The sequence below is a fragment of the Oscillatoria sp. HE19RPO genome (assembly GCF_024220515.1).
GTDB lineage: Bacteria > Cyanobacteriota > Cyanobacteriia > Cyanobacteriales > Laspinemataceae > Laspinema.
In genome coordinates, this window is record NZ_JAMXOT010000425.1 from 1 (window position 1) to 5157 (window position 5157).

Annotated in this window: 7 protein-coding genes; 6 read left to right on the forward strand and 1 reads right to left on the reverse strand. The window is 48.6% G+C overall.

The features are described from left to right. Nucleotides 1-301: 301 nt before the first annotated feature. From NG833_RS28555 to NG833_RS28570, 4 genes are all read left to right on the forward strand, one after another. Nucleotides 302-622, forward strand: coding sequence for a 2Fe-2S iron-sulfur cluster-binding protein (locus NG833_RS28555; RefSeq protein ID WP_254568656.1), 321 nt, complete (start codon nucleotides 302-304; stop codon nucleotides 620-622). Between the two features lie 64 nt (nucleotides 623-686). Beyond that, nucleotides 687-866 (forward strand): hypothetical protein, encoded by a 180-nt coding sequence (locus NG833_RS28560; protein WP_254568657.1) that lies wholly within the window; start codon nucleotides 687-689, stop codon nucleotides 864-866. A gap of 191 nt (nucleotides 867-1057) precedes the next feature. After that, the gene (locus NG833_RS28565; protein ID WP_254568658.1) at nucleotides 1058-2122 is read left to right on the forward strand and encodes a DUF3326 domain-containing protein; all 1065 of its coding nucleotides are present in this window, start codon (nucleotides 1058-1060) and stop codon (nucleotides 2120-2122) included. 80 nt (nucleotides 2123-2202) lie between these two features. Next, on the forward strand, nucleotides 2203-2808 hold the full coding sequence (locus NG833_RS28570; RefSeq protein ID WP_254568662.1) for a CPBP family intramembrane glutamic endopeptidase: 606 nt from the start codon (nucleotides 2203-2205) through the stop codon (nucleotides 2806-2808). 96 nt (nucleotides 2809-2904) lie between these two features. On the opposite strand, the gene purN is transcribed toward NG833_RS28570, so the two are convergent. Further along, nucleotides 2905-3588, reverse strand: coding sequence for a phosphoribosylglycinamide formyltransferase (gene purN / locus NG833_RS28575; protein ID WP_375293978.1), 684 nt, complete (start codon nucleotides 3586-3588; stop codon nucleotides 2905-2907). Nucleotides 3589-3801: 213 nt separating this feature from the next. Here purN and NG833_RS28580 point away from each other — a divergent pair, with 213 nt between their 5' ends. Next, a complete protein-coding gene (locus NG833_RS28580; RefSeq protein WP_254568660.1) occupies nucleotides 3802-4392 on the forward strand; it encodes a Uma2 family endonuclease in 591 nt (196 codons plus the stop codon). Between the two features lie 44 nt (nucleotides 4393-4436). Next, complete coding sequence (locus NG833_RS28585; RefSeq protein WP_254568661.1) at nucleotides 4437-5027, forward strand: Uma2 family endonuclease; 591 nt, start codon at nucleotides 4437-4439, stop codon at nucleotides 5025-5027. The last annotated feature ends 130 nt before the right edge of the window (nucleotides 5028-5157 follow it).

Below are 5157 nucleotides of genomic sequence, written 5' to 3' on the forward strand. Positions count from 1 at the left end.
AACAAATAAATCATCCTTGCTTTGATGCGATCGCACCTAACAAGGCTCTTTTAGCCCGCGCAGGCACCGCTTTGTCCGTGTAGCCCCAGGCTTGAGCCTGCGGGTTTTTTGAAGGTTTTATTTTTTGGAGTTCCCTTAGGAGAGGGCCGGGGAGAGGTCTCTTGATTCTCCCTCTCCTCTTAGGAGAGGGCAGGGGAGAGGTCTCTTGATTCTCCCACCGACGTAGTAAAACACCCCAATCAGTGATAAGCTCAGAAATTGGGCAAAATCGCACTGCAAGTCATTTCCTGGAACTGAGACAATGGGCAAAACTTATACCGTTGAAATTATCCATAAAGGCACTTCCCACAAGATTGAAGTGCCAGAAGATAAACAGATTCTTCGCGCCGCTTATGCTGCTGGAATTCTGGATCTACCCAGTTCCTGCAATGCGGGAGTCTGCACCACCTGTGCCGCTAAAATTATCGGCGAAGGTACGGTGGATCAGTCTGATGGCATGGGGGTGGGAACCGATATGCAAGCGCAGGGATATGTCCTGTTATGTGTTGCTTATCCGCGATCGGACCTCAAGATTGAAACTGAAAAGGAAGATGAAGTCTATGAAGCTCAATTCGGTCACTAATCTTTCAGATTGGGGTTTGAAATAGTTAATATTCTGACCATAAAGTACAAGGGAATTCTTAACCATGACGACTCATTTTATTTCTGCTGAAATTGATTTACAAGCTTCTCCGGTTGAGTTACAGCAAGCTATTGAAACGGAACTGGAAAAGCGCGGTGAACCTCTGCGTTGGGCGGTGACTTCGGTGGATGAAGAAACTCAAAAAGTTGCAGTGGAAGCGGTGGTGACTGTACAGGAAGGATAAGGGATGAAGGGGGAGAAGAAACGACTGAAGTCGTTACTACGAACGGCGGATAACGACTGAAGTCGTTACTACAAACTGGGGAAGAGAACGACTGAAGTCGTTACTACAAACATCTCCCCAATCCCCCCATCAACCCAACACAAATAACCAATGACCAATGACCAATGACCAATGACCAATGACCCATCCCTATGATCCAACGTCCTTACACAGTAATGCTAATCGTCCCCACAGGAGTAGGGGCGGCTATTGGGGGTTATGCGGGAGATGCGTTGCCAGTGGCAAGGGCGATCGCCCAAGTTTGCGATCGCCTAATTACTCACCCCAATGTCCTCAATGGCGCACAATTATATTGGCCGATTTCTAATGCTTTCTATGTGGAAGGATATGGACTCGACTGTTTTGCTAAGGGAGAGTGGGGACTGCAACCTGTCCATCAAAATCGCATCGGTTTAATCCTCGACTGTGCGATCGAACCGGAACTCAGAATTCGCCACTTACAAGCTGCCGATGCGACTAGAGCAACTTTAGGCTTAAATCTAACTGAATATGTGATCACCGATGCACCGTTAAAGGTCGAATTGCGAACCTCTGCTGCCGGTGCAAGTTGGGGAACCATTGGTAACCCGGATAGCTTACTCAGGGCCGCTGAACGGTTAATCAAGGATGCCAAAGCGGAGGCAATCGCCGTGGTTGCCCGATTTCCCGATGATATGGAAAGCGAAGCCCTCCACAACTATCGCCACGGGACCGGCGTCGATCCCCTCGCTGGTGCAGAAGCGGTGATCAGTCATCTAATCGTTCGTACCTTCAAAATTCCCTGTGCTCATGCCCCGGCCTTGTTACCCCTTCCCCTCGACCCGGATATCTCTCCCCGTTCCGCTGCCGAAGAAATTGGCTATACTTTCTTACCCTGTGTCTTGGCTGGGCTGAGTCGCGCTCCTCAATTTATTAGCACAAAATCCCCCCATTGTCAACCCTCAGATATTTGGGTCGAACAAGTCGATGCCCTCGTCATACCTGCTACAGCAGCCGGAGGCAGTGCTGTGTTAAGTTTAAGTCACCAATCTGCCCAGATTATTGCCGTCCGAGAGAATCAAACTCAGATGCAAGTCCCCCCAGCGAGTCTGGGAGTACCCGCCATTGAGGTTAATTCCTACTTAGAGGCCCTGGGTTGGTTGGTGGCGCATCGGGGTGGAATTGCCCCAACTGCCCTAAGTCCAAGTCTCTCGTCTCTCCAATGCCTTTCGGATTAATGGCGATCGCCCTGTCGGAAGTTGCATCGGAAAGTTCAGCACTTGGTGTCAATCATCTACCTTGTAAACCGAGAACAGCCGTGACAGAACAGCTTCCGAACGATCCACAACTGGAACCCTTTACCCGCACTCAAATTCTCATGGGAATGGGAGTAACGGCGATTGTGTTGTTTGGGATAGCCAAACTCTGGCTATACTTTGGCAATGTCACGAGACTGGGTTGGGGTTGGGATGGCGTGGCGATCGCAGGTGGGGTGGGGTTAGGACTCGCCATCAGCGCCACCAGTTCCGTGGTTTATCGCTTGTGGCCGGGATATCGACGCTGTGCGGACTTCTATCTACAAATTGTTTTAGAACCCCTAGTCTGGCCGGATTTAGTCTGGTTGGGGCTATTACCGGGACTGAGTGAGGAACTGTTATTTAGAGGGGTAATGCTGCCGGCGATCGGGTTAAATGCCGTGGGGTTAATCCTCTCCAGTTTATGCTTTGGCGTGTTACATCTGAGTGGACTCCAGCAATGGCCCTATATGGTGTGGGCAACGGTAGTCGGACTTATTTTAGGGGGGAGTGCGCTGGTAACCGGAAATTTATTTGTTCCTATCACCGCGCACATTGTGACCAATTTGATTTCCAGTGTGTTGTGGAAACTTGGTAAAACGGGCAACGAAGGGCGATCGGTAGATTAAACTTATACCCGCAGGCTAAAGCCTGGGGCTATACGGACAAAGCCTGCCTACGCAGGCTAAGACAAGAAAACGGACTTTTCCTGCCTTGATTTGGTATTACCGGGCCGATCGCCGATGGATACCCGCAGCAGCAATTGCGATCGCCAGGGGATAAATCTGATGTTCCTGGACCTGAATTCGAGCGTGTAAACTCTCTCGTGTATCATTAGAAAATACGGGAACTGCTGCTTGCATTAAAATCTTCCCACTGTCCACTTCCGGCGCGACCAAATGCACCGTACAACCGCTAATCTTCACCCCAGCGGCGAGGGCATCTTCCACCGCATGACCGCCTTTAAAACTGGGTAATAAACTCGGGTGCAGATTCAAAATACGACTGGGAAACGCATCAATCAAAACCGGCGTAACAATCCGCATCCAACCGGCCATCACCACTAATTCTACATCATGCTCGTGCAACGTTTCAATAATTTTTGCATCTAAATCTTCTCGACTCGAATAATCCCGATGGTTATGTAAAACCGCCGGAACCTGCCATCGATTCGCCCGTTCTAAAACCTTGGCATTGGGGTTATTGTAAATCAGAACCTGAATTTTGGCATGGAGTTGTCCGCTAGAAATTGCAGCGGCGATCGCCTCAAAATTGCTGCCACTCCCCGATGCCATAATCCCCAACCGAATCGGGCGATCGGCAGGAGGATTTTCCGCCATAAACTCAGGCGGCAACGCAGGAGAAATAAAGCTAGGGCTAGACTCGGAGTTCGGCGGTTCTAAAGTCATCATGGCTGGTTATTGGTCATTGGTCATGGGTGTTTGGTCGTTCATCTTTCATCCTTCCCTATCCCCCGAGCTAATTTTACCAGAACTTGGGCCGTTTCCTGAGAGGCTTTTCTCAATCCCGGCCCCGTTGCCATCTGTGCTGAATGGGTTACCATAGATATCAGCAGGAAATGGCGCAACTCGTTCCCTTATATAAACGATTGGGATAAAACTATGGAAGTGGCAACCCTCGAACCGTTTACCCCGGTGAAATTAACCCTAGATTTAACTGATGAGCAGTTTTTTCAACTCTGTCAAAACAACCGCGATTTACGATTTGAACGGACGGCAACGGGAGAATTAATTATTATGTCACCGACGGGAGGAGAAACCAGCAATCGTAACATCGAACTCTCTTATCAGTTGCAAGGGTGGAGTCGGCAGAATAATTTAGGGAAAGCGTTTGACTCGAATGGGGGTTTTAAATTACCCAACGGAGGAAATCGTTCCCCCGATGCCTCTTGGGTTCATATGGCACACTGGAATGCCTTAACTCCGGACCAACGGGAGAAATTTCTGCCGCTATGTCCCGATTTTGTGGTGGAGTTACGTTCTGCTAGTGATTCTTTAAAAGAGTTACAGGATGAAATGATAGAATATCTGGAGAATGGGGTGCGGTTAGGATGGTTAATTGACCGTCAAAATCTGCAAGTAGAAATTTATCGTCCTGGGCAAGATGTGGAAATTATTGAGTCTCCTGAAACCCTGTCTGGAAAAGAAGTGTTACCTGGTTTTATTTTGGATTTAGGTCCAATTTTATATTAACAGCGAATAGTACAACTCGATAGATAAAGAATTGGCATAAAACTATGGAATTGGCAACCCTCGAACCGTTTACCCCGGTGAAATTAACCCTGGATTTAACCGATGAGCAGTTTTTTAAACTCTGTCAAAACAACCGGGATTTACGGTTTGAACGGACGGCAACGGGAGAATTAATTATTATGCCACCGACGGGCAGCGATACGGGCAATCGGAATGGTAGACTGATTCAGCAGTTATTCAATTGGACGGATACGAATGATTTAGGTGTTGCCTTTGACTCTTCTGCCGGATTTAAAATGCCCAAAGGTGGAAATCGATCGCCCGATGCTTCGTGGATTCAAAAAGCGCGGTGGGAGGGGTTGACGGAGGCACAAAAACAGCAATTTGCTCCCCTCTGTCCTGATTTTGTGGTGGAGTTACGTTCGGCTAGTGATTCCTTGAAAGAGTTACAGGATAAAATGTTAGAATATCTGGAGAATGGGGTGCGGTTAGGCTGGTTAATTGACCGTCAAAATCTGCGAGTGGAAATTTATCGTCCTGGGCAAGATGTGGAAATCATTGAGTCTCCTGAAACCCTCTCGGGAGAAGATGTGTTGCCGGGGTTTGTTTTGGATTTAGGTCCGATTTTATATTAGGATTGTTGCGGGATTTGGAGGGAACCCCCCCCAGCCCCCCCTTGCTAAGGGGGGGAGTTAGAATTGGGCCGAAATTATCTGAAATTGGCTTGTTAATAGGCGTTGAAAATTAGCCCGCGCAGGCGGGCTT

What these genes read in the sequence shown, in the direction of transcription:
- NG833_RS28555 (WP_254568656.1), top strand. Translation starts at nt 302, where the DNA reads ATGGGCAAAACTTATACCGTTGAAATTATCCATAAAGGCACTTCCCAC.
- NG833_RS28560 (WP_254568657.1), top strand. Translation starts at nt 687, where the DNA reads ATGACGACTCATTTTATTTCTGCTGAAATTGATTTACAAGCTTCTCCG.
- NG833_RS28565 (WP_254568658.1), top strand. Translation starts at nt 1,058, where the DNA reads ATGATCCAACGTCCTTACACAGTAATGCTAATCGTCCCCACAGGAGTA.
- purN (WP_375293978.1), bottom strand. Translation starts at nt 3,588, where the DNA reads ATGACTTTAGAACCGCCGAACTCCGAGTCTAGCCCTAGCTTTATTTCT.
- NG833_RS28580 (WP_254568660.1), top strand. Translation starts at nt 3,802, where the DNA reads ATGGAAGTGGCAACCCTCGAACCGTTTACCCCGGTGAAATTAACCCTA.
- NG833_RS28585 (WP_254568661.1), top strand. Translation starts at nt 4,437, where the DNA reads ATGGAATTGGCAACCCTCGAACCGTTTACCCCGGTGAAATTAACCCTG.